Origin of the sequence: Bacillus sp. FSL W8-0848 (genome assembly GCF_038007805.1) — a bacterium.
Classification (GTDB): Bacteria; Bacillota; Bacilli; order Bacillales; family Bacillaceae; genus Bacillus; species Bacillus glycinifermentans.
Genome location: NZ_JBBOYB010000001.1, coordinates 2,927,450 through 2,951,139, shown reverse-complemented (window position 1 = coordinate 2,951,139; position 23,690 = coordinate 2,927,450). Strand labels below are relative to the sequence as shown.

Sequence of the window (23,690 nt, the reverse complement as noted above, 5' to 3'; positions counted from 1 at the left end):
TACATTTTTTTTTGAACAAACTATTCGAAAGGTGATAAAAGATGAGAACAAAAGCTTTTGCCAGCCTCGGTTTGTTTTGCTCGATGTTTGCGGGAGCGTTTATCATCAACAGGGAAATGCCCATTGAAAACGATCCGGAAGCAGGGGCGGAAGAAGAGCGGACGTCTGAAGGCGATTTCGCCCCGATGCAGACGGAAAGCGGTATGGAAAAAGAAAACGCTCCTTTTAAACCGAGGGAATATATCAGAGTTGTAAAACGCTGAAAACAAAAAAAGGAATCCGATCGTATCGATCAGACTCCTTTTTGTTTGTTATGATGTGAAAAATCTCAATAAAATGGTTGCCATAATAACCGTGGATGCGCCTCCGAGACGCGTAGAGATTTGTGCGAACGGCATGAGGCCCATTCTTCCTGAAGCCGAAAGGATGGCGACGTCCCCGGTTCCGCCAAGACCGCTGTGGCAGCCTGTTACGATCGCTGATTCGACAGGATACATGTTCATCAATTTTCCGACAAAGTACCCTGAAGTGACCATTGCGATAACGACGGATGCACAGACGATAACGAAGCGAACAGAGATGACTGCTGCAACGTCATCAAGCGGGATATAAAGAATGCCAAGTCCGACCATCAGCGGCCAAGTAAAGCTTGATGACATGAATTTGTAAAGCTGGTGAGCGCCTTTTTCCATGCTGGCCGGCAGCAGTTTCGCATACTTCACTGCAGCCGCTGCAATGATCATTAAAATCGCCCCTGGAATCGCGATGAATTTCGAAACCAGGCCGCCGAAAATGAAGAACGTACAAGCGATCAGAACGCCCGCGCCCATTAATTTCAAATCAATTTTAGGCTCTTCTTCTTTTTGGTTGAAAATTTCATCGTCTTTTTTCGATTTGACAAGCCGTCCGTTTCCGTTTAGCTCAGGACGCTTTTCGCCAAGTTTTTTCATCAATCCTGCCGCGATGATCGCCACGACGTTTCCGATAATCGCAGCCGGAATGAGCTGTGAAACAAAGACATCGGTAGATTGTCCCAAAATATGCGAATAGGCGAGAGACAGCGGCAAGATTCCTTCGCCGATACCGCCGGCAATAATCGGTACGATAATAAAGAAGAAAGATTCATAAGGGCTGTAGCCTAGTATTAAGCCGACGAGTATTCCGGCAGCGACGGCGGCGATAGTACCGGCCAAAAGCGGCACGAACATTCTCATAAAGCCTTGAATTAAAATCGTGCGGTGCATGCCCAAAATGCTTCCGGCAACTAAACAAGCGATATAAAAATACAGAAAGTTAGACGTTTTCATTAGTGTTGTAACCGCATCCAAAGACGCCGGGTTGAGCACTTTATAAAAGACTAAAAATGAAGGAACGAACAATGAAAGAATCGCAGGTCCGCCGATATCTTTTAAAATCGGAATCCGCTGGCCGATATCTCCGAGCACGACTCCCAAAATCATGATGATGGCGAATCCGCCGAGCATATCGTTAGGCAGCTGGTTAAAATAAGCTGATAGAAAAATAATGATGGATAATGCCAGATAAAGCGGAAACGGAATGACGCCGATCTTCCAATGAATCAATTTTTGAAATGCATTTTTATGTTCTTTTTGATCGGTTGTAATCGGTTTCAAATTCTTTGCTACTTCCATGAAAAACACCCCCACATTTGTATGGTTACAATTGTAGAAGAAAAGTGTATTTTTTGTGTATTTTTAAATTAAAATAAGTGATTGATAATTAAATTAAAGAGAAAAAAGACCCCTTAAGAGAGCGCTTTCCTTCAAAACTCTCTATTTTATAGGTCTTTTGGATCAAAATGAAAACCCTTTCTCTGTTTTTTGATTTAGGAGACGGAGCTTTTTAAATCAGCGGATTAAAAAATCCCCCGGAGGTGTACTCGGGAGATTGAGGTCTATTTTACGCTTGCCAGTGAGCCTAAAATGTCCCCCATTTTTACTTTCAATGAGGGACAGAGGGTGCCGACCGGGATAAAAGTATCTTTTTCAAACAGCAAAATAACGGTCGAGCCGAATGAAAAGTAGGCGATTTCTTCGCCTTGCCGCCAGTTTTTCGCCTCCTGCAGCATGACGATCGAATTAATGTACATCGCTCCGACTTTTACGAGAAGGGCTGATCCGTATTGATGCCTGATTTCAGAAATCATCCGGTAATTTTTCGTCAGCGGCGACTTGCCGTATGTCAACCCTGTCTTGTTAACAGGGTATGAAGAGCTGCCGAGCGAATATTGCGTTTCGAGCGTGCCATCCGCCGGGCTGTGGATTCTATGATAGTCCCGTGGACTCAAATAGATGATGATATAGGTTCCGCCTAAATAGCGGTTTGCGATTGCATCATTGCCGATCATTTCCTCTAATGAATAAGGTTTATGTTTGACGATAAACTGTTTATCTGCGGAGACTGTGCCCATTTCTTCTATGACTCCGTCAACCGGGCTGATCAGGCAGTCCGGGACCGAAGGAATAGGGCGGGCTCCGTCTTTCAGCCTTCTGATGAACAGCTCGTGCAAACTGTTAAAAGAGCTGACATCCTCGAGCATTTCTTCCGTATTGATTTGGAAGGTTTTCATATACGGGCGGATCAGCGGTTTGCTGAGTTTTGACTGAGCAAATTTTTTCAATGCCCGGGACACGCCCTTTTTATTTGTCAATTCTATCAAACATCGGTAAAGCCGCTTTTTCAAGCTGTTCACTCCTTCTGCATCATCCGGGAAGCTATTAAATTACGCCGATTGTGTACCCGATCGTGATAAAGACGAGACACCAAATAAAAGCTCCTGAACCGGCAAAGGTCAGAAACTTTTTCATTTTCATTTCGTTCATCCCCGAGAGATAGCATGTCACATGGCGGATGCCCGGAATGAAATAGCCGAAAACGATCGTCCACGGTCCGTATTTGTCGAACCAGCGGCGGACGGTTTCCAGCCTTTTCGGGGTCAGGCCTATCCATTTTCCGAACTTGTCTAAAAGCGGTTTGCCGATTTTCTTGCCTAAAAAATAGCTGATGACCATTCCTGATAAAGCGCCTGAAAAGCTGATCACAATGGCTAAACCGTAATGTAGAATATGAATGGAAGACAGGTATCCCACAAATGTCATCATCACTTCGTCGGGAATCGGCAGCCCGATAATTCCGAGGACGAGCATGCCGAAAATCGCAAAATACCCGTACTGGGAAATCAATTCTTTTGCTACATCCATTAAACCCTAGCTCACTTTCTTCAATAAATTTTTCCCTTTTAGGCTGATGACTTTGATCCTGCTGACCATGAGATAGGACAGGAATAAGGTGATCATAATGAACATCTTTTTGCCAAGGATATCAAATAAAAGGTTCAGGATCACGAGAATTGTGCCGGCCGCAGTAATCGGCAGTCCTGTGAAATATTCCTGCTCCCCTTGAATATTGAAGCGGGCGAGCCGAAGGGCTCCGCAGACAGGGAACAAGAGTGTTGAAGGGAGGCCCATCAGCGGCGCATCGTGAAAAATAACAGAATATGTAATAATGGCCGGAGCAATGCCAAACGTAATAATATCGGCCAATGAGTCCAGTTCTTTTCCGAACGGAGTGACGGCATTCAGTTTTCGGGCGGCCATGCCGTCAAGCATATCAAAAATGGCGCCGATCAAAACACATAGAATCGCCAATAATAAATACCCTCTGAACGCCAATAGCAAGGCCGATAATCCCGAAACAAAGTTTCCAATCGTAATCAAAGAAGGTATGATCGTTTTTTTCAATTGATTTCGCATCCTTTAAATAAAACCGTTTTATATTCAAATTAAACAATATTACATTTTATATCATTTGTTCAGCCTCTGCAATAAACAGACAGTAACCAGACTTTTTCATCATACCATAAAAGTGGTAAAAACATGGGTTTTGCTTAAAAAATTTTAGGTTTTATTAAGGGAATTGGCGAAAAAAGAATAAGAGAACACAATGTTCTCTTATTCGGGTTTTATTTGTCATCGTTTTCCTTTTATATACGGATTTCCGTTTGCCTTCGGCGCGTCCGCCCTGCCGATAAAGCCCGCAAGTGCGAGGATCGTCAGGACGTAAGGCGCAATCAGCATGTAGACATTCGGTATTTCTTTAAACAGAGGGAGCATGGAGCCGATGATGCTCAAGCTTTGTGCGAAACCGAAAAACAAGGCTGCCCCGAGGGCGCCGATCGGATGCCATTTTCCGAACACGAGCGCAGCGAGGGCGATGAAGCCCTGTCCCGTGATGGTGGCGTGCGAAAAATCAAGCGTGACCGTTGACGCATATACCCCGCCGCCCAAACCGCCGAAAAGGCCGCTGATAAAAACGCTGATGTATCTGATTTTGTAAACATTCACGCCCATCGTATCAGCGGCCATCGGATGTTCGCCGACAGAGCGTATCCGCAGGCCGAACGGTATTTTAAACAAAACGAACCATGAAACGCCGGCGAGTACAATCGCCAAAATCGACGTGAAATAAACATCTGAGAACAAAATATCGCCGACTACCGGTATACTGCTTAAACCGGGGATATCCGTTTTGTAAAAAGGTTCGGGGATTTTATCCGTTTGGGCTTTTCCGTAGATCAGCTTTACGAAAAACAGCGTGCTGCCGAGCGCCAGCATGTTGATGGCAACTCCGCTGACCGTCTGATCGGCCCTGAATGAAATCGAAGCGCCGGCGTGAATCAGGGAGAAAAGCCCGCCTGCGGCCATTGCGGCGGCAAGCCCCAGCCACGGCGTAAAAGCCCCGAACTGCTGGGCGAAAAACAAATTGAAGATCACGGCCGTAAACGCTCCGACGATCATCAAGCCTTCAAGCCCGATGTTTACGACCCCGGATCTTTCGGAAAAGACGCCTCCGAGAGCGGTTAAAATAAGCGGCGCAGAATAGACGAGCGTAGCCGGAACGATAATGCCGAGTATTTGCAGGATATCCACTTATTTTCCCCCCTTGCTGCCCAGTTTTTGAATCATGAGGCGGATGATGTAATGCGATGCGACAAATAAAATAATGATGGCGATGACAATATCCACGACTTCGGTCGGAACGCCGGCTTCGATCGGCATGTTCAGAGCGCCGACTTTTAATCCCCCGAGCAGGCAAGCCGCGAGTACGACGCCAAGCGCCGTATTTCCGCCGAGAAGGGCGACGGCAATTCCATCAAAGCCGACCCCTGTAAAAGATCCCTTTACTGAGGCGTATTCAAACGTTCCGAGACCTTCCATCGCTCCCGCCATACCGGCAAATGCACCGGAAATCACCATCGCCGTGACCACGTTTTTCTTTACGCTCATGCCCGCATATTGTGATGCATGCTGGTTTAAACCGACGGCGCGCAGTTCAAAGCCTTTTGTCGTTTTTTGAATGATGATCCACATGATGACAGCTGCGAGGAGGGCGATGACGATTCCCCAATGAAGCCTTGAAAAATCGGTAATTCTCTCAAGAAAGTCCGATCTGAGTGACGCCGTTTCGGAAATCTTTTCCGTTTTATCCTTATGATCTGTCATGACGTACATGATCAAATAGTTGGTGACGTGCAGCGCGATATAGTTCATCATGATCGTCACGATCACTTCATGTACGTAAAAGCGCGCTTTTAAAAAGCCGGGAATGAATCCCCACAGAGCGCCCGCAAGCGCGGCGGCGCAGACGGCGAGCGGAAGGTGGATGAACATCGGCGCTTCGACGGCGGTCCCGATCCAAACGGCTGCCGTCCATCCCGCAAGCAGCTGTCCCTCGACGCCGATGTTGAATAATCCCGTCCGAAAAGCGAACGCTACGGCAAGGCCTGATAAGATGTAAGGGGTAATCTGTCTGACGGTTTCGCCGATATAATAGGTTTCCCCAAAGATGCCGTTCCAAAGGGCGGAATATCCGCTCATGACGTCATATCCGCTCAGCTCCGGCGAGCAATCCGAGAATAATGGCTGTGAGCGGTATGAGTAAAGACGATAATCGTTTATACATTTGCTTCTTTCCCCGCTTCCTTTTTCTTGCTTCCGGCCATCAGGAGGCCAAGCTCCTGTTCAGTCGCGTCTTTTGGATTGACTTCAGCGATGATGCTGCCTTCAAATATGACGGCGATTCTGTCACTCACATTCAGGATTTCATCCAATTCGAATGAAAGAAGGAGCACCGCTTTTCCTGCGTCCCGCTGTTCAATCAGACGCTTATGAACGAATTCGATCGCACCGACATCAAGGCCCCTTGTCGGCTGGGCGGCAATTAAAAGATCGGGTCCGCGGTCCACTTCGCGGCCGATGATCGCTTTTTGCTGATTTCCGCCCGACAGCGCCCTGGCCGGCGTGTATTCATCAGGCGTGCGCACGTCAAATTCGCCGATGATCTGTCTTGCTTTTTGATAGATTTCTTTTTGGTTCAGCAGGCCGAATTTGGAGAAAGGGCGTTTGTAATAGCTTTGCAGGACGATGTTTTCGCCGATCGGAAAATCGAGAACGAGGCCGTGTTTGTGCCGGTCCTGCGGGATATGCCCGACGCCTGCTTCCGTGATGCGCCGCGGCGTCAGGTTCTGGATTTCTTTTCCGTTTAAGGAGATGGTGCCGGCATGTGTTTTCTTCAGACCTGTAATCGCTTCAATCAGCTCTGTCTGCCCGTTTCCGTCAACTCCGGCAATGCCGACGATTTCCCCGGCTGCGACCGATAAATTGAGCCGTTTGACGGCTTCGATGCCGCGCTTGTCTTTGACAGTCAAATCTTTGATCAACAGGACTTTGCCCTTCGGTTCAGCTTCCTTCTTGGCGGTTGTAAAAGAGACGTCCCGTCCGACCATCAGGCTTGCGAGCTCATCCTTATTCGTGTCTTTGACATTGAGGGTTTTGATGCCTTTTCCCTTTCTGATAATCGTGACCTTTTCAGCAACCTCCATGATCTCCTTCAGCTTATGGGTGATCAAAATAATCGATTTGCCCTCGTTTACAAGGTTTTTCATGATTTGAATCAGTTCTTTGATTTCCTGAGGCGTCAAGACTGCAGTCGGTTCATCGAAAATGAGAATGTCGGCGCCGCGGTATAAGGTTTTCAATATTTCCACGCGCTGCTGCATTCCGACCGACATGTCCGACACCTTTGCTTCCGGATCGACTTTCAGCCCGTAAGTTTCGGAAAGCTCGCGCACCTTTTGGACGGCACGTTTTTTGTCGATCATGCCGAATCTTTTCGGCTCTTTTCCAATGATGATGTTTTCGGCTGCGGTAAATGTGTCGACAAGCATGAAATGCTGATGGACCATGCCGATTCCAAGGTCGTTGGCGATGTTGGGGCTGGTGATCTTCACCGTTTTGCCGCGCACCTTGATTTCGCCTTTTTCAGGCTGGTACAAACCGAAAAGCACGTTCATCAAAGTCGATTTCCCTGCGCCATTTTCGCCGAGGAGCGCATGAATTTCGCCTTTTTTTACTTGCAGGGTAATATGGTCATTGGCGACGATACCTGGGAATTCCTTGCGTATGTTTAGCATTTCAATGACATATTCCACGGTTCAGGTCCGCTCCTTTGTTTTAAGATCAGCATAAGAAAAGCTGCATGACTGCAGCTCCTTTAGGCTTCGGCAAAGCCGTCCGCCTGCTATGAACATTGTTTTTGAGCAACGTTATATCTTGAAGTTTTTTAGCTCTTTGCGGGAAGAAGGTACTTTGACCTTGCCGTCGATGATTTTTTGTTTCCATTCGTCGATGGCTTTGATTGTGTCTTCTGAGAGGTTATCGGTTGTCGGAGCGATGCCTACGCCGTCTTCCTTAAGGCCGTACGTGATCGTTTTGCCGCCCGGAAAATCGCCTTTGCTTGCTTTTTCAGTCAAGTCTTGAACGGCAACATCAACCTTTTTGATCATAGAGGTCAGCGTGACATTTAAGTCGGTTCCTTCGACCTGTCCTTCTGTGTGTTGGTCTTTATCGACGCCGATAACCCAGACGCTGCGGTTTTTATCTTCTTTTTTCAGATTTTTTGCTTCGGTGAATACGCCGTTTCCGGTTCCTCCGGCTGCATGGTAAATGACATCGATACCCGATTTGTACATGCTTTCAGCCGTAGCTTTTCCAAGATCGGCTTTATCGAAGGCCCCCGTGTATTTGACCTGTACGGTCGCTTTTGGATCAGCGGCCTGTACGCCCGCGCGGAATCCGGCTTCGAACTTTTCGATCAATTCCGACTCCATTCCGCCGACAAAACCGATCTTTTTCGATTTGCTTGATAAAGCTGCGGCAACCCCGACGAGGAATGAGCCTTCATTCTCGTTGAATGTGATGCTTGCCACATTATCTTTTTTCACGACGGCGTCAATGATAGCAAAGTGGCTGTCAGGACGCTGTTCGGCGATTTCGGTGACGGCATCCTCCATCAGGTAGCCGACGCCGTAAATGAGGCTGAATTTTTCGCGTGCCAGCTTGTTGAGATTTGTCGTATAGTCAGCATCTGATTTCGATTGCAGATAGTCGTACCCGTTTTTGCCTTTTTCCATGTTATGGGCTTTTCCAAAAGCCTGAATCCCTTCCCATGAGGATTGGTTAAAAGATTTATCATCTACCCCTCCGACATCCGTTACCATTGCGACCGTAAAATCGTCTTTTTTCTTCTCGGCACCAGTTTTATTTCCGCCTGCTCCGCATGCGGTCAAGATTGCACCTGCGGCCACGACAAGCGAAAGAGCCAGTCCAGCTTTGCGCTTATTCAAGAAATAACCCCCCAATTTTGTATTGATCGGCTCCGGAATACATATTTATCTGCGGGAGGACCAATGTCTCACCATCCCCGATAAATGCCGGCATATCATCTGTACCGGTCCCGATTTTTAGGTAATAAGACATCTGTCTTATTTCACAATCAGCCAATCAATCATAAATTTATCACTTTGTTCAGAATAAATAAATAGAAAATTCCCTGAATTTCAAAAAACACTTCAATTTTGAAATTTCACCTGACACGATCTGAACTATTTTGTATATCGCGGCCCGTGCCGGATCAAGCGGTCTGCCACGTTTTTTCTGCAAAAAAAATCCCCCCTTCAGGCGGAGAAGGGGGGAGGACGGGCCTATAAATACTGGTTAATCACATTTATTTGGCTTGTGTTTAGTTTGTACTGGAAGACGGGTCTTCCGATCGTTCCATAGGCCATTTCAACGTTAAGAACCTCGATTTCTTCGAGAAATTTCAAATACTTCCGGATGGATACCTGGGAGATTTCGGTGTGTTTTGCCAGGTCTTCCGTCGTAAACGTCAGGCTGTCAAACGATTTGATGCTTGACCAGATCAACTTCAAGGTGCTTTTTGTCAGCCCTTTTGGCAGATGGACTTTTTCAGGTGCGCGCTTCTTTTGAAAAAGCTCGAAGTCGAGTTCTTTTTGGCTGATATTCCGGTTGCTTGCATAGATTTGCTGTTTTCGCTTGTAATCGGTGAGGGCGGATTGAAACCGCTCGAATTCAAAAGGTTTAATTAAATAATCGACTGCGCCGAAACGAAGCGTCTTTTGAACAACGTCCATTTCGCTTGCGGCGGAAATGACAATCACATCGACCGCCTGGTTTTGGCGCCTGATTTCTGTTAAGAGCTCAACGCCGTTTCTGCCCGGCATGTAAATGTCAAGCAGGATGAGGTCGACATGGTGCTCCCTCAGGAAAGAGACTGCCTCCTGAAATGAAGCGGCGATCCCCTTCAGATGAAATCCGTCTATTTGGCTGAGATAGCGCTTATTCAGCTCTCCTACCATCGGGTCGTCTTCAACAATTAATACGTCAATCATGGTCTTCCTCCTTAGGTTCGTACGGAATGCGGAGACTGAACGTCGTCCCTTCATTCTTTTCGCTCGTCACGATGATATGTCCGTTTAAATTTTCGAGGCTTTGTTCTACGAAATAAAGTCCGAAGCCCCGGTTGGATCCTTTTGTAGAAAAGCCTTGTTCAAACATTTTCCGCTGGTCTTCTTCAGATATGCCGATCCCGGTATCCGTCACCTCGATATCAAGCTGGCCGTCATGGTATCTGAACGATATCGAGATATTTTTTTTGTCCGAAGCGGAGACGGCATCCAAGGCATTGTTGAGCAGGTTGCCGATGACCGTGATCAGGTCATGGATCACTTCCGTATTCGCCGTATTCGGAATCGTCGTTGAGCAGTTCACTTCCAAAGACGCTCCCTGCTCCCGGATATAGCTCTGCTTGCCGAGCAAAAAGCCCGCAAGTACGGAATTTTTAATATGGTTAATGATTTCACTCGTTTCAGACTGCTGGTAAATCGCAATATCTTTAATATAGTTTCCCAGTTCATCATAGTTCTTTAATTGGACGAGTCCAAGGATGACATGGAGTTTGTTCATGAACTCATGGGATTGCGCTCTCAGTGCATTTGCATACATTTTAACACCTGACAGCTGTTCGGCTAAATGTTTAACCTCCGTTTTGTCGCGGAACGTGGCGATGGCACCGACGATGTTGCCTTTTTTTAAGTGGATCGGCACTTCGTTAAAGACAAGCTCAAGGCCGTTTATTCTGACGTCCCGGTCGTTTAGCGGCTTCTTCGTTTCGATGACTTGCTTCAGCCGGCTGTTTGGGAGAAGAGTGCTTACGTCCTGATCAATCGGGCTTTCGTTGATCCCCATTTTTTTGAACAGCCGTTTTGCTTCAGCGTTGGCCAGCTTGATACTGCCGCTTTGATCGACGGCGAGAATGCCTTCTTTCGTCGATTCAAGCATGGCGCTCCGTTCATTCAGCAGTGTGGCGATTTCGTAAGGCTCCATTCCGAACATGATCGTCTTGACTTTTCTGGCTACGATGACAGCTCCGATGATGCCGGCGCAGATGCTGAGAACGATGACCGTATATAAAGGACGGAGGCTCCGGTTGATAATCTCCTGAATTTCATTGAGGGTGATCCCGACCGCAACAGCTCCGAGCTGTTTACCTTTTTCATTATAAACCGGGACAAAAGCCCTCTGGGATTCGCCGAGCGTGCCTTTTGCCGTGCTGATATGCTGGTGGCCTTTCAATGCTTCGTTTTCGTCTCCGCCTGCAAATTTCTTGCCGATTTTATGAGGATCGGGGTGGGTTTTGCGAATGCTGTTCATATCCATCACAACGACAAAATCCGTTTTGGTGATTTTTTGAACGCGGAGCGTATAGTCCTGAAGTTCTTTGTATGTGCCGCTTTCAAAAGCATACACCGTCAACGGGGATTCAGCGACAAGCTGCGCCGTCTGGAGCGCGATCGTTTGTTCCTGCTCCCGGATGTTCCTTGCCGTTTCAGAGCCGATCATAAAAAAGGTGATCAATAAAGAAATAAATACGACAACACAGACAAATATCGTCAAGCGCGTCTGGAGTGTTAATGTTTTTTTCAATGGCGATTCCTCGCGATCTATTGATAAAGTCAACAATTAATACTTTACAGGCAAATGGCGGATTTGTGAAGAATCCTGCATGTTCCGCCGCTGAAACAGCCGGTTTAGATAAAAATATGGAAAATATTCTTGTCAACAGGTGCTAAAGTCGTACATAATGAATGGTGGAACATATCAGAAAGGGTCTATTTCATGAAAAATACTTATGTAACAGGTTATTTTCCGTTTTTTGCAATATTGCTTTTCAGCTCCTCACTGGCGATTTCAGCCGTTATCTATGCCATGCAGCTTTTGTCAACCTTCGGCATCTACGAAGGAATGCTTGAGTTTTTTTCTGAGAACGGCATCAGGATGGCTTTGTTTGTTGTTTTCGCACTGATTTCTTTTATGGTGTTTTCCGCGCTTAAATTAATCGCCAACACGGTGACAGAGCTTTCCCTTTTATTTTTTGCAAAAGATCCTGAAGGCGCAAACTTGAGGAAGATCAGGATCGGTTCTGTCATCTATCTCGTAGCAGGGCTTTTATCCTTTATTTTTGTCCAATTTCCTGTCGGAATTGCAGCGCTTTTCCTGCTGGCGACGCTTGTTTACTTTATTTTTATCGTCTATGCGATTCACAGCACGCTTTCATTTGGTTCGTTGATCGGCTTTATTATGTTTGAGCTGCTGTTTTGGTTTACGTTTTTCATCGGAACGATTTATCTCATATTTAAGCTGTACAACGGCATTATGGCCAGCCTGCCTGCGTAAGACGGGAGGCATGAAAAAACCGGAGACAGTGATATGCTCCCCTAAAGGTAGACAGATGAAATAAAAAAATCTGTTTGCCTTGGGGGAGTTTTTTCATGGCTGGAAAATGGTTTTCAAAAGAAGAAAAATTGAATATTCTATCAGAATGTGATCAGGGCAATAATTCGGTGAAGGAGATTGCAGAAAAATATGACATTCATGCCGAAACAATTCGTGAATGGAGAACATCGCATGATATGGCGGGTGTGGAGAGTTTGGAACGTTCAAAGCGCCATAAGTTCTATCCCGCAGAATTAAAATACAATGCCGTGAAAGACTTCTTATCCGGACGCTACTCTCAAAGAGAAATCTCGAGAAAATATAAGATTTCCAGTAAATCCGTACTCATGAAGTGGGTTGAGCTTTATAATGGTCATAAAACGTTAAAAGACAGCGGGAGAGGAAGGAATCGTTTGATGACCAAACGGAAGAACGTTTCATTGGAAGAACGGATTGAGATTGCGAAGGATTGTCTAGCTCATGGAAAGGACTACGCCAGATCAATGGAGATTCATCAAGTCTCCTACCAACAGGTGTATCAATGGGTGAAAAAGTATCAAGAAGGCGGAGAAGAGGCCTTAAAAGACAACCGAGGGAAACGCAAAACCGAAGAAGAACTGACACCTGAAGAAAAAATTCAACGGGAAAACAAACGGCTGGAACAGGAAAATGAGCGTTTGCGCGCAGAGAATGCGTTCTTAAAAAAGTTGGAAGAGATCAAAAGGAGGCGGTTCTAAGTCAGGTTCGGTACGAAGATCGATATCTCGCCATTTTAGAGCTGAATCGAAAAGAAGGCTTTTCTGTCCAAATGTTATGTGAGATTGCCGAAGTTTCGCGCCAGGGGTATTACAAATGGAGGAGCCGAGTACCTTCAGCGAGAGAAAAACAGAATGAAAAGATTATCGCCAAAATGGCGCTACTTCACGAACAAATTGGCGGTATCTACGGATACCGCAGAATGACCTTAAACATGAACCGCCGCTTTAAAGAGCGCCTCAATCATAAGCGCATCTATCGGCTGATGAAAATTGCCAAGCTGGAGTGTGTCATTCGGCGGAAGAAAAAACGTTACGGCAAAGCGACGCCTCAACATGTGTCCGAAAATATCCTGAATCGAGAGTTTAAAGCGGACAAACCAAATCAAAAATGGGTGACTGATGTGACAGAGCTAAAATACGGCCATCGGAAAGCGTACCTCAGTGCCATTTTAGATCTTCATGAGGGAATGGTCGTGTCTTATGTGCTGGGGAAATCCAATAATAACGCCCTTGTGTTTAAAACCTTGAACCAAGCGCTTGAGGCAGCCCCAAACGCACGTCCTCTCCTTCACAGCGACAGAGGTTTTCAATACACGTCCCACCAGTTTAGAAGGATGATTGAAAACGCAAATATGACACAGAGTATGTCCCGCGTCGGCCGCTGTATTGATAACGGCCCCATTGAGTCGTTTTGGGGGAAATTAAAATGCGAGAAATACAGACGGAATTCGTACGAGACATTTGAGGCACTTCAAAGCGCAATTGATGAATATATCCACTTTTACAACCACGATCGTCTACAAGAAAAACTAAACGGCCTCAGCCCAGTGGAATACAGGGCTAAAGCCGTCTAGTGTGTTTTAGTTATTTCCACTGTCTACTTGACAGGGTGCAGATCAACTGCTCCGGTTTTTTGTTATTCGAGAAATCTTTTTTTGATATCAGGGCCGGGGATCATGCACGATTCTTTTTTGCCGAACCATTTATAGCGGTTTTTCGCCAGCAGGTCGTATACCGCGTCGCGCAGCGGCTTTGGAATGATGAGAAAAACCGCCGCTGCCCGCCACAGCCCGGAAAGGCCCTTTGCCACATGCAATACCGCCGCGGACTTCGCATAGACGCGGCCGTTTTTGATCAATATCATGCTGTCAAAATGATCGGCCGAAAGCCCGTGCTGCTCAAGCAGCTTCCGGCCGGTGTCAGATTGCAGGGGAGCGAATGAAAACAAGCCTTTCGGATCATGCTTGATGATAAATTGAACGGCTCCGTCGCAAACATTGCATACACCGTCGAAAAGGACGATTGTGCCGGGCATATCTTTCACCTCGAGACCCCCGTTTCATGCTTAATATGCGTTTTGCAGCGTTCCTTTCCAAATCAAAAGTTGAGGCGCGGTGTTATGGAGAAATTCCACATTGCCTTTCGCTTCTTTTCCGACCCATACGCTCATTGTATACACATCCGTCAGTCCGACAAACCACAGGTCTCTGAAGTCGTTTGACGTTCCTGTTTTTCCTCCCCGGTATCCGCCGCCGAAATTCGCTTTTTTTCCGGTTCCTTCTTTGACGACTGCTGACAGAAGCGTGCGCATTTGATTGTTCGTCCTGATGCTGAAGACCTGCTTCGGTTTGTCCTTCCATTTGAAAAGCGTTTTCCCTTTCAGATCCGTCACTTTCGTAATCGCATGGTTCGCCGTGTAGCTGCCGTTATTCGCGAAGGTTGTATAGGCGTCCGCCATTTCAAGCGGTGAAAATCCGTCCGTAAAACCGCCAAGTGCAGCAGGAAGCCGGTAGTCCCTCTGAACGATTTTATCGAATCCGAACGGTTTTAAATAGCTGAACCCTTTCTGCACGCCGATCTGGTTTAACATCCGGACGGCCGGCGTATTATAGGAGTATTTAAAGGCCGTTTTGAGCGAAACGGTTCCGTACGTTTTTTCGTTATAGTTGTTCGGGCAGTAATCTCTGCTGCAAAATCTGCTGGCATCGATCATGCTCCCCGCAGTCGCACCCGTTTCCTCGATATAAGGGCCGTAGTCGAGGAGCGGCTTAATCGAGGAGCCGGGCTGTCTGTAAGCTTGATAGGCCAGATTGAAATTGTATTTTTTATAATACTTTCCGCCTGACATGGCGACAATTTGATGCGTTTGGTGGTTGATGACAACCGCACCGCCTTGGACGCCTTCATACGGAAGCTTGCTGTTGACCTGCTGAACGACCCGGTTCTGCATCGCGGGGTCGAGCGCCGTATAGATTTTGACCCCTTTTGTCAAAAGGGCGGTGATCCGATTGGACAGCTCTTTCTCGATTTTTTTCTTCTCTTCTTTTGTTTTTGCCTTTTTCAGCCGTTCGTCAAACCCTTCGGAAGAGGAAACGAGCTTGGTGAATTCGTCATTGACATAAGTCGTATAGTCGGGATAAGCATCTTTCTTTTCTTTAATGTCAAGCTTGATTTTTTGCTTTACCGCTTTTTTATATTCCTTCTTAGAAATGACCCCCGCGTTTTTCAGCTCTTTCAGAAGCCGTTCCTGACGGGTTTTCGTGTAGTCAAAATGTTTTAAAGGATCATATAATGTAGGGTTATTAGGGATCGCGCAAATAAAGGCCATTTCAGCAAGCGACAGGGATTTCAGCGGTTTGCTGAAATAAAAAGAAGCCGCAGATCCGATCCCGTATACACCATTATTAAAGTAAATCGTATTTAAATATTTCTCAAAAATTTCTTCTTTTGATAGCTTTTTTTCAAGCTGATACGAATACAGGAGCTCAGTCAGCTTGCGGTCGAAGGAGCGCTCATGGCTCAAATACAAGTTCCGCGTAAGCTGCTGTGTAATGGTGCTTGCTCCCTGATCGATGCCGCCTTTTTTGAAATTGGCCGCGGCTGCCCGGACCATACCCATGAAATCGAAGCCTTTATGCTGAAAGAAATGGCGGTCCTCCGACGTCAAAAACAGCTGTTTTACATTTTCAGGAATATTTTTGTATGGGACAAACACCCGATTCTGGTGATCTGAAACGATTTCAGAAATCAAAGCGCCGTCGCTGTCGTACATGTAGCTGTTTTGTACAAGGCCGCTGTCTTTTAATTTTGAATCGATCTTCTCATCCAGCACCTCATCCAACGGTTTCATGACCTGGGCTTCCTGTCCGGAGGCGATTAACGTATATACAAAAATAGGAATCAATAAAATAAGTAAAAACCATCCAATGATTGAACGCAACTTAGTCACTCTCTTTTCCGCAAATTTCTAGCCATATCGTACCATTCTTTTTGAACGGGGAGAAGGATATTTTAGTAGATTTCTCATTTTTATACTCGTCAGCTGGCTTTTGCCTCCGATTTTTTTGCTTGAGCTCTTTGGAACAGCAAAAGGCAGGCTCCGGTCAAAAAGAGAAAAGCGGTGACGTAGAAGGCGGAAGAAATGCCGAAATGGCTTGAAATCATTCCGCCGAGCACCGGGCCGATGACATTGCCTAAAAATCTGAAACTGACATTATAGCCAAGCACTTCCCCTTGAATGGCGCCCGGAGCCTGTGTGCGGATTGCCGCCGTGATGCAGGGAATCATTCCGCCCAAGGCGATACCGAACAGAAAGCGGAAGATGACGAACATCACATATGACGATGTCAGGCCTTGGGGAATAAAGAAAACCGCCGCTGAAAGCGAGAGGATGATCAGGATCTTTCCATATCCGTACCGGTCGCCTAAAGAGCCCCACTTTCTGGCAGACAGCAGGCTCCCAAGTCCTGTGGCGGAAAACGCCAATCCGGAAAAAAATGCAAGATGCTCGGTGCCGTGCAGCTCTCCGACGTACAAGGCAAGAAGCGGCTGAATGCTGAAGGTTCCGATTTGGGTGACCGCTGTCAGCAGCATAACCGTGATCAGCGGCTGACGGCCCAAAATCGTTTTTAATACCTGTTTTCTCGAATAGGAAGCGGAAGAGTCGCGGGTTGTTTTCAGAGGGCGCTCCCTCACCCCGGTCAATACGAGAATGACGGCCGTGTAAATGACGAATGCCGTAATATAAAAGGTATATGTAAAACCGACATGATCGGCAAGAAGCCCGCCGAGCAAAGGGCCGAATAAACCGCCGGAAACCGTGCCCATCTGCAAAGTGCCAAGCACTTTGCCCGCCGCTTTTTTCGGCGTCTGAGCAGAAATCATCGCGAGAGACATAGGAATGAAGCCTGTGACAAGACCCATCGCCATTCTCAAAAAAAAGAGCTCATAGACAGACGAGACAAGGGACATGAGGAGAATGCTCGTTCCGATTCCGAAGCCCGTGATCAGCAGGATCTTTTTATAGCCGTGTTTATCGCCGAACCTCCCCCAAAAAGGGGAAACCAAAAAAGCCATTAAAAATGTGACGCCAAAAACATATCCGCTCCATTTTTCGGTAAATCCGTCCGGATGCTCACCAAGCGTTTTGATGTACAGAGAGAGAAACGGAAGAACCATCGTGGAGCTTGCCGCGACAAAAAAGTTCGCAAACCACATAATCAAAAGGTTTTTCTTATAAACAGAGATGGAAATCACCTTCTTAAAAAGTTGGATTCCTTTTCATTATAAAGGAATATCGGAAATGACGTTCCCGGGTTCGAGGAAAGAGAGACGTTTGAACGAATTTTCTACCTTTTCAGAAAATAATCGCTTAAAGATAGAAATATAATGATATAATAAAAGAAAAGTTAACGTGTTTTTTAAAATCAAAAACAAGCTGAAAACATTGGGACGGGGACCGTGCAAATCAAGTGAAAGTCTTTATATTGCGATAAGAAAGGCAGGTGTAAAAAGTGAAACCAGATACATTGCTGATTATCGATTTTGAATTTACAATGCCTGAGGGGAAATATCATCCGCAAAATTTTTTTCCGGAAATCATTGAAGCGGGGGTTGTCAAAGTTGCGAATGGTGAAGTGACAGAGACGTTTTCCAGCTATGTGAAACCAAAGAAATTTCCAAAATTAACAAGACGGTGCAAATCGTTTTTAAACATCACACAGGAAAAAGTCGATCAAGGCATCGCGTTTCATTCCTTGATTGAGAAGCTGAGGGAGCTTGATTCGGATCAAAACAGCGTCATTATTACATGGGGAAACATGGATATGAAAGTGTTGAAGCAAAATTGCATGTTCAACCACATTCCGTTTCCATTTAAAGGGGAAATGAGAGATTTGTCAATGGAGTACAAGGAGTTTTTCGGCGACAAAACGCTGACGAATTTGTGGAAAGCTGCGGAGGAATACGGCGATTCAGGGACGGGAAAACAGCATAAAGCGCTTGATGATGCCATGACAACATATAAGCTGTTTCAGCTGGTGGAACGGGATAAAGAGTATTTGGAGAATCCTAAACCGACGACGATCGGAGACAGGATCGACCTTTCGAAAGTATTTCCGCATGCCACATAAAAAGCCCAATCTTATACAAAAGATTGGGTTATTTGTTTGGAAAATATTCTTTTTCGAGCCCAGCGGCGCATTCCAGCGATTTTGCCGCATAATCGGAAGCGTCTTGTAATAGTTCTCTTTTAAAACGATCCAAAGCATCGCGAAGCGATTCCTCATAATCCGGTACCCGACCGTCGAACGGCTTCACCATATGGTGCGGAATGTTTGTTTGTTCCCGGTAAGCAAGCGCCTTCCGCTCATGAAAAAAGGGCACATCCGCATCCTTTGGGTGGTGAAGGTCGCCCTGCTTCGGATGGGTCAGGACCGCGAGGATTTTGACGAGATAGTGCATCGGTTTAATATCCGTAATAACTCCAATATATACGCCTGTTTTATAAAAGCCTTTCACTTTATCTCCGACTTGAAACTGATTCACTAAAAACCCCTCCTGATGGTATGATGGTGTTATAAAACATAATCGGGGAGGAAGGAACATTGCCGCTGCTCATTCAGTTCATGCTGTATTTCCCTGAGGATAAAAGAGAATACATTCCTTCTTTTATCACGCTGGCTGTTTTCTTTATCATCGCCGCATTCGCATTCAGGCTGATCGTCAAGCATTCCCGGCAAGAAGCGAAAAAAGCCGAACAGCTTGAAAAAAAACTGCATCAAGAATGGCATAAGCGGTAAAAAGAGCACCCGGCCTGCGGCCGGAGTGCTTATGATAAGGCCGTTTTCAGCCGTTTCAGTCCCTCTTTTACGACCTGCAGCGAACACCCGACATTCATTCTCACAAAACCTTCTCCGCCAGGGCCGTACTTCGGTCCCGGCTCAAGGATGAGCTTTCCTTTATGGAGCAGCCTGTCCTTTAATTCCTGATCTGAGAGGCCGAGCGCCCGGCAGTCGAGCCATATCAAATATGAAGCATCAGGAATCATCATCTTGACCTCCGGCAGCTCACGGGCCAAAAAGGCGCGTACTTCTTCCATATTGTTTTCGATATAGGAAATCAAGCTGTCGAGCCATGGTTCTCCTTTTGAATAGGCGGCTTCCATACCGGTGACGGCAAACGCGTTTAAAGATGACAGCCCGACGCGCTGCATCGTCTTTAGAAATGCATTTCTTTTCGCCAGATCCGGTATGATGATGGCTGACACCTGAAGGCCCGCCAAATTAAACGTCTTGCTCGGAGCGATGCATGTGATGGAAAGCTCGGCTAATTCCCGGGAAATGGAAGCGAACGGTGTATGCTTCAATCCGTGCAGCATCAGGTCGGAATGGATCTCGTCAGAAACGACGGTCACCTGGCGGGAAAGACAAAGCTGGCCCAATTTTGCCAGTTCATCCTTCGTCCAGGAACGTCCTGAAGGATTATGCGGATTGCAAAGGATCAAAAGCTTCACATTCGGTTCTTGAAGCTTCCTTCCAAGATCGTCAAAGTCCATTTCATAACGTCCGTTTTTTTCTATTAATGGATTATATAAAACGTTGCGGCCGTTTCTTTTCACCATGTCAAAAAACGGAGGATAGACGGGCGGCTGCACGATCACGCTGTCACCCGGATCTGTATACGCTTGGACGGCGATGCCGAGAGCGGTTACAATGCCCGGGCTGAAGGTGATTGCTGACGGATCGATTTCCCAGCCGTGCCTTCGGCTGAGCCACTCCGCGACAGATTCCTTCGTGGCTGCATTTGGAGACGTATATCCAAATACTCCGTGCTCGATGCGCTGTTGAAGCGCATCAATGACTTCTTGAGGCGCGCGAAAATCCATGTCCGCCACCCACATTGGCAGCGCGTCTTTCACGCCGAACAGCTCCTCGGTCAAATCCCATTTGACGGACTGGGTTCCCAGTCTGTTATGTTCTGTATTAAAATCCATGATCTCACCTCATGTCTCTTTCATATGTTATACATTAACGATCATGAAAAGAGATTGCAATGGTTAAGCAGGAAAAATGAAAAGGGAAAAAACGAGCTTTTCTTCCCGGACACCTCGATCCTTGTGGTACAATAGCCGTGTATAATTACACGTTAAGCGGTGATAAACATGGAAGAAAGTCAAGCAGCAGCGCAAATCATTCAAATGATAAAAAAATGGGACCCATTTCAGGCCGGAGGGGATTTTTACGAAACGGAAGCGGCGGAAATCGTCCAGGCCGTCTATACAGAAGATGATCCCGAGCGGCTTGGAAAAGCGATTCAAACCATTTTTGACGTATCGTTTGACAAAGAGCTGCCTTTGGAGGATTGCAAAAAGCTGGCGGAGCGGCTGCTCGTCATTAAAGACAGCAGCACCTGCTGATATCATATGAAAGCACCCGGCCAAGCCTTGTGTGCCGGAAAACGAAAAGCCGCCGGTGTTCCGGCGGCCTCAGATTGTTGACAAAATCCTAAAACGATGTAAAGTTTTAGGGTTTTGTCATCCTTTCAGCGTGAGGCGAAACCCTTGCGGTCTAGGAAGGCCGAGCATCAGCTTTCACAGGACGTGATGACGGCGGCGTGCAGGCAGTAGGAGCCGTTAGCCGCTGTTCTTTTGAGCACCGGCTTAGCAGACCTGGCAACGAATGCAGGGGGTGCCGGCACGCTGAAGCCGCCTTGATGGGCGGTTTTTTATGTGAGGACAAACTCTGCGATCCTGTCTGATACGTAATCGGGGTTTTCTTCAGGAACGAGATGCCCGGTATGCTGCAAAGAATAGAACGTGGAATCAGGCAGATCCTGATGCAGCCTTTTTCCGATCTGGACCGGGACGATGCGGTCTTCCTCACCCCATATTAAAAGGGAGGGGGTTATGATCTTTTTTAAATCGTCGGGTGTTAAGTCTCCTTCGCGGTGGCGGATGAGCCGGGCGAGCGCCCTGAAAATCTGGTCGTCGAGAAACGGCTTCAAATAGCCGTCGATCATTTCCTGATCGATCAAAGTACTGTCATATACGACGTTCCGCAAATTTTTCAGAACGTCTTGTTTGGACAGCCAGCGTTTAATGTACAAATAAAAGTACGGAATATGGCTTCCGAAAACAAGCGAACGGGGCGACCGCTTCAAATACCCGGAACTGCACAGCAGCACGACCTTTTTAAACAATTCGGGCCTTTCTTTTACGGCATAAAGCGAGATTTGCCCTCCCATCGAATGGCCGACCAGGATGGCCTCGCTAATATTGAGCTGTTCAATCAAATCGATGACCACCTTGGCCATATTCCTGTAGGTATAAATAAAAGTCTGCGACTTTTCCGATTGACCGAACGGAGGCAGGTCAATGGCGATGATGTTAAATTCATCCTTTAATAAAGGAATGATTTTTCTGTAGCAAAACGAAGACGAAAGAAATCCGTGTATTAAAACCAGCGTTGTTTTTCCGGGATTATCATAATGTTCGTAATAGATATCGACCCCTTGTATTTTCTGTGTCGAAGGTTTTGTTAACAGCATGATAAAAATCACTCCGAATGGTTTTGTTTCATCGTAACGCGACCTGACTGCACATCGTCAGCCAGTCTTTCATATCGTACCCGAAAAAATTTTTTTTACGCGATTTTTTCCGGACTTACATTCGCAAAAAATCGTGCTATAATAATCAGAAGATTTCTCGACATAAAAGGTGTGAAGCAGATGAAGCTAACAGAAAAAGAAACCGAAATACTGGAAATATTAGAGGAGAACAGCCGCCTGAATCCGGAAACGATTGCGAAAATGGCGAATATTTCTCAGGAAGAAACAAAGGCCATCATCGAAAAGCTTGAAAAAGAAAAGGTAATCATCGATTATTCGGCGATGATCGACTGGCGGAAAGTAGACGGCCATGAAGGCGTGACGGCGATGATCGATGTCAAAGTAACGCCGAAGCGCGGCGTCGGGTTCGATGAGGTGGCAGAGCGCATCTACAGGTTTGACGAAGTTGAATCCGTTTACTTAATGTCAGGAGTATATGATTTGTCTGTTGTCATCCGCGGCAGAACGATGTCGGATATTTCTCACTTCGTATCGGAAAAATTATCGACGCTTGAATCTGTCGTATCGACAACCACTCATTTTATTTTAAAGAAATACAAGCACGACGGTAAAGTTTTTGACTCCGGTAATGATGACAAAAGAATCGTGGTGTCTCCTTGATATGAGAGCAACCTATGTATCAAAAGCAGCACAGCAAATCAAACCGTCCGGCATCCGCAAGTTTTTTGATCTTGCGTCCACGATGGAGGGCGTAATTTCTTTGGGGGTCGGGGAGCCTGATTTTGTAACGGCATGGAATGTGAGGGAAGCGAGCATTCTATCGCTTGAACAAGGCTACACCTCCTATACCGCCAATGCCGGTCTGCCTTCTTTAAGGAGGGAAATCAGCGCTTATTTAAATAAACGCTTTCATCTTGACTATTCCCCGGATGACGAGCTGATCGTGACAGTAGGGGCAAGCCAGGCGCTCGATATCGCCATCAGGGCAATACTCGACCCTGGGGATGAAGTGCTGATTCCAGAGCCTTGTTTTGTCGCCTATGAAGCTCTCGTCGCGTTGGCCGGGGGAAATCCGGTCCACATTCATACGAACGCCGAGCGCGGATTCAAAGCGCGTCCCGAAGATTTTGAAGCGGCCCTTACGGAAAAAACGAAAGCGATCATTCTTTGTACGCCGTCAAATCCGACCGGGTCTGTTTATTCGAGAGAAGAGCTGGAAGAGATCGCTGATTTTGCGGAAAAGCAAGATCTCATCGTTATTGCCGACGAAATTTATGCAGAACTCACCTATGACGAAGCATTTACGAGTTTTGCCGCGATCAGGGGAATGAAAGAGCGGACGATTTTGATATCGGGCTTTTCAAAAGGCTTTGCCATGACGGGCTGGCGTCTCGGGTATGTCGCGGCACCGGCTTTTTTAAGGGACCCGATGCTGAAAATTCATCAATATTCGCTGATGTGTGCGCCGAGCATGGCGCAATTTGCGGCTGAAGAAGCGCTGAAGAACGGTTTGGATGATGTGGAAAAAATGAGAAAAAGCTATCGGCGCAGGCGGAACCTTTTTGTAGATGCATTAAATGAGATGGGGCTGGACTGCCACCATCCGGGAGGCGCTTTTTACGCATTCCCGTCGGTCAAAAAAACCGGCATGACGTCAGAAGTGTTTGCCGAAGAACTTCTCATGAAGGAAAAAGTCGCCGTCGTTCCCGGAAATGTATTCGGTGAGAGCGGTGAAGGCTACATCAGATGTTCGTATGCGTCATCGCTTGAGCAGCTTCAGGAAGCGCTCGTCAGAATGAAGCGGTTCGTTCAAAGCATATAGAAAAAAATGCGAAACCTTGAAAGGTCCGCATTCAAAATAAGGGGGGAATACTAGAAAGCCTAATGATTCTCAGTATTCCCTTTTTCTTTGGACTGTAAACATATATTTTCG

Annotated in this window: 23 protein-coding genes and 1 pseudogene; 8 read left to right on the top strand and 16 right to left on the bottom strand. The window is 46.5% G+C overall.

Annotated elements, in window-relative coordinates; translation table 11 throughout:
- Window positions 1–41: 41 nt before the first annotated feature.
- Window positions 42–263: a hypothetical protein gene (locus tag NSQ39_RS15590; RefSeq protein WP_046131680.1), complete on the top strand. Its 222-nt coding sequence runs from the start codon at window positions 42–44 to the stop codon at window positions 261–263.
- Window positions 264–311: 48 nt separating this feature from the next.
- Here the strand turns inward: NSQ39_RS15590 and NSQ39_RS15585 are convergent, their stop codons facing one another.
- From NSQ39_RS15585 to malK, 10 genes and pseudogenes are all read right to left on the bottom strand, one after another.
- A complete protein-coding gene (locus NSQ39_RS15585) occupies window positions 312–1,652 on the bottom strand; it encodes a 2-hydroxycarboxylate transporter family protein (RefSeq protein WP_341015829.1) in 1,341 nt (446 codons plus the stop codon).
- 263 nt (window positions 1,653–1,915) lie between these two features.
- On the bottom strand, window positions 1,916–2,704 hold the full coding sequence (locus NSQ39_RS15580) for a phosphatidylserine decarboxylase (protein ID WP_046131678.1): 789 nt from the start codon (window positions 2,702–2,704) through the stop codon (window positions 1,916–1,918).
- Between the two features lie 34 nt (window positions 2,705–2,738).
- Window positions 2,739–3,221 carry a DedA family protein gene (locus NSQ39_RS15575; RefSeq protein WP_175077264.1) on the bottom strand — a complete coding sequence of 161 codons (483 nt, stop codon included), beginning with the start codon at window positions 3,219–3,221 and terminating at the stop codon, window positions 2,739–2,741.
- A 6-nt stretch (window positions 3,222–3,227) separates the two neighbouring features.
- On the bottom strand, window positions 3,228–3,761 hold the full coding sequence (pssA, locus tag NSQ39_RS15570; protein ID WP_046131676.1) for a CDP-diacylglycerol--serine O-phosphatidyltransferase: 534 nt from the start codon (window positions 3,759–3,761) through the stop codon (window positions 3,228–3,230).
- Between the two features lie 228 nt (window positions 3,762–3,989).
- Entirely contained in the window at window positions 3,990–4,949 is a 960-nt protein-coding gene (locus NSQ39_RS15565) for an ABC transporter permease (protein ID WP_341015826.1), read from the bottom strand.
- Window positions 4,950–5,982 (bottom strand): annotated as a pseudogene (locus tag NSQ39_RS15560) (ABC transporter permease). It abuts the gene before it with no gap.
- Entirely contained in the window at window positions 5,975–7,510 is a 1,536-nt protein-coding gene (locus NSQ39_RS15555) for an ABC transporter ATP-binding protein (protein ID WP_046131673.1), read from the bottom strand. The pseudogene NSQ39_RS15560 and the gene NSQ39_RS15555 overlap by 8 nt, the downstream one beginning before the upstream one ends.
- 114 nt (window positions 7,511–7,624) lie before the next feature.
- Entirely contained in the window at window positions 7,625–8,704 is a 1,080-nt protein-coding gene (locus tag NSQ39_RS15550) for a BMP family lipoprotein (protein WP_175077262.1), read from the bottom strand.
- 357 nt (window positions 8,705–9,061) lie between these two features.
- Window positions 9,062–9,769, bottom strand: a complete 708-nt coding sequence (locus tag NSQ39_RS15545) for a response regulator (RefSeq protein ID WP_046131671.1) — start codon at window positions 9,767–9,769, stop codon at window positions 9,062–9,064.
- Complete coding sequence (gene malK, locus NSQ39_RS15540) at window positions 9,762–11,363, bottom strand: malate sensor histidine kinase MalK (protein WP_046131670.1); 1,602 nt, start codon at window positions 11,361–11,363, stop codon at window positions 9,762–9,764. Before malK ends, NSQ39_RS15545 begins: the two co-directional genes overlap by 8 nt.
- Window positions 11,364–11,555: 192 nt before the next feature.
- Here malK and NSQ39_RS15535 point away from each other — a divergent pair, with 192 nt between their 5' ends.
- Both NSQ39_RS15535 and NSQ39_RS15530 read left to right on the top strand, forming a co-directional pair.
- On the top strand, window positions 11,556–12,113 hold the full coding sequence (locus tag NSQ39_RS15535) for a YufK family protein (protein ID WP_046131669.1): 558 nt from the start codon (window positions 11,556–11,558) through the stop codon (window positions 12,111–12,113).
- 95 nt (window positions 12,114–12,208) lie between these two features.
- A protein-coding gene (locus NSQ39_RS15530) for an IS3 family transposase (RefSeq protein WP_341014421.1) occupies window positions 12,209–13,764 on the top strand; the annotation gives its coding sequence in 2 pieces (ribosomal slippage) (window positions 12,209–12,866 and window positions 12,866–13,764; 1,557 coding nt in all).
- A gap of 62 nt (window positions 13,765–13,826) precedes the next feature.
- Here NSQ39_RS15530 and NSQ39_RS15525 read toward each other — a convergent pair.
- The 3 genes from NSQ39_RS15525 to NSQ39_RS15515 all read right to left on the bottom strand — a co-directional run bounded on the left by NSQ39_RS15525 (window position 13,827) and on the right by NSQ39_RS15515 (window position 17,407).
- Entirely contained in the window at window positions 13,827–14,225 is a 399-nt protein-coding gene (locus NSQ39_RS15525; protein WP_046129953.1) for a thiol-disulfide oxidoreductase DCC family protein, read from the bottom strand.
- 30 nt (window positions 14,226–14,255) lie between these two features.
- A complete protein-coding gene (locus NSQ39_RS15520) occupies window positions 14,256–16,139 on the bottom strand; it encodes a transglycosylase domain-containing protein (RefSeq protein ID WP_046129928.1) in 1,884 nt (627 codons plus the stop codon).
- A gap of 89 nt (window positions 16,140–16,228) precedes the next feature.
- On the bottom strand, window positions 16,229–17,407 hold the full coding sequence (locus NSQ39_RS15515; RefSeq protein ID WP_175077107.1) for an MFS transporter: 1,179 nt from the start codon (window positions 17,405–17,407) through the stop codon (window positions 16,229–16,231).
- A gap of 296 nt (window positions 17,408–17,703) precedes the next feature.
- Here NSQ39_RS15515 and kapD point away from each other — a divergent pair, with 296 nt between their 5' ends.
- A complete protein-coding gene (gene kapD / locus NSQ39_RS15510) occupies window positions 17,704–18,321 on the top strand; it encodes a 3'-5' exonuclease KapD (protein WP_046129929.1) in 618 nt (205 codons plus the stop codon).
- A gap of 28 nt (window positions 18,322–18,349) precedes the next feature.
- Here kapD and NSQ39_RS15505 read toward each other — a convergent pair whose 3' ends face one another.
- Entirely contained in the window at window positions 18,350–18,736 is a 387-nt protein-coding gene (locus NSQ39_RS15505; RefSeq protein WP_046129930.1) for a kinase-associated lipoprotein B, read from the bottom strand.
- A gap of 59 nt (window positions 18,737–18,795) precedes the next feature.
- On the opposite strand from NSQ39_RS15505, the gene NSQ39_RS15500 reads away from it, so the two are divergent.
- Entirely contained in the window at window positions 18,796–18,990 is a 195-nt protein-coding gene (locus NSQ39_RS15500) for a hypothetical protein (RefSeq protein WP_046129931.1), read from the top strand.
- Between the two features lie 29 nt (window positions 18,991–19,019).
- Here the strand turns inward: NSQ39_RS15500 and NSQ39_RS15495 are convergent, their stop codons facing one another.
- Window positions 19,020–20,183: a MalY/PatB family protein gene (locus NSQ39_RS15495; RefSeq protein ID WP_216899553.1), complete on the bottom strand. Its 1,164-nt coding sequence runs from the start codon at window positions 20,181–20,183 to the stop codon at window positions 19,020–19,022.
- Window positions 20,184–20,351: 168 nt separating this feature from the next.
- Between NSQ39_RS15495 and NSQ39_RS15490 the strand changes: the two genes are divergently transcribed.
- Window positions 20,352–20,606: a DUF1871 family protein gene (locus NSQ39_RS15490; protein ID WP_046129933.1), complete on the top strand. Its 255-nt coding sequence runs from the start codon at window positions 20,352–20,354 to the stop codon at window positions 20,604–20,606.
- A gap of 308 nt (window positions 20,607–20,914) precedes the next feature.
- On the opposite strand, the gene NSQ39_RS15485 is transcribed toward NSQ39_RS15490, so the two are convergent.
- The gene (locus tag NSQ39_RS15485; RefSeq protein WP_046129934.1) at window positions 20,915–21,736 is read right to left on the bottom strand and encodes an alpha/beta fold hydrolase; all 822 of its coding nucleotides are present in this window, start codon (window positions 21,734–21,736) and stop codon (window positions 20,915–20,917) included.
- 180 nt (window positions 21,737–21,916) lie between these two features.
- Between NSQ39_RS15485 and NSQ39_RS15480 the strand changes: the two genes are divergently transcribed.
- Window positions 21,917–22,417 (top strand): Lrp/AsnC family transcriptional regulator, encoded by a 501-nt coding sequence (locus NSQ39_RS15480; RefSeq protein ID WP_046129935.1) that lies wholly within the window; start codon window positions 21,917–21,919, stop codon window positions 22,415–22,417.
- A 1-nt stretch (window position 22,418) separates the two neighbouring features.
- Entirely contained in the window at window positions 22,419–23,579 is a 1,161-nt protein-coding gene (locus tag NSQ39_RS15475) for an aminotransferase (protein WP_046129936.1), read from the top strand.
- Window positions 23,580–23,690: the final 111 nt, after the last annotated feature.